This window comes from Bradyrhizobium cosmicum (assembly GCF_032290525.1).
In the GTDB taxonomy this organism is placed as follows: Bacteria; Pseudomonadota; Alphaproteobacteria; order Rhizobiales; family Xanthobacteraceae; genus Bradyrhizobium; species Bradyrhizobium cosmicum_A.
On sequence record NZ_JASXTA010000371.1, the window covers coordinates 1 to 255 of the forward strand.

Below are 255 nucleotides of genomic sequence, written 5' to 3' on the forward strand. Positions count from 1 at the left end.
GGTGGCCCAGGGCAAGGAAATCTTCCAGCAGAACTGTTCCTCTTGCCACGGCTTAAACGGCGAGGGCACAACTCAAGGTCCGTCTTTGGCCGGCGTCGGCGCGGCGGCAGTTGACTTCCAAATGGGTACCGGCCGTATGCCGATGGCTCGCCCCGAGGCTCAAGCCCCGTCAAAGAAGACGAAGTTCACTGGCGAGGAGATTGCTTCGGTTGGCGCATACGTCGCGTCCCTCGCTCCCGGACCGAAGGTTCCCTC

At 62.4% G+C, this 255-nt stretch carries 1 protein-coding gene; it reads left to right on the forward strand.

Features of this window, described 5'->3' with window-relative positions; all coding sequences use genetic code 11:
• Nucleotides 1-255 (forward strand): cytochrome c (locus tag QSV46_RS40295; protein WP_314964244.1); only part of this gene is annotated, 255 nt, incomplete at both ends.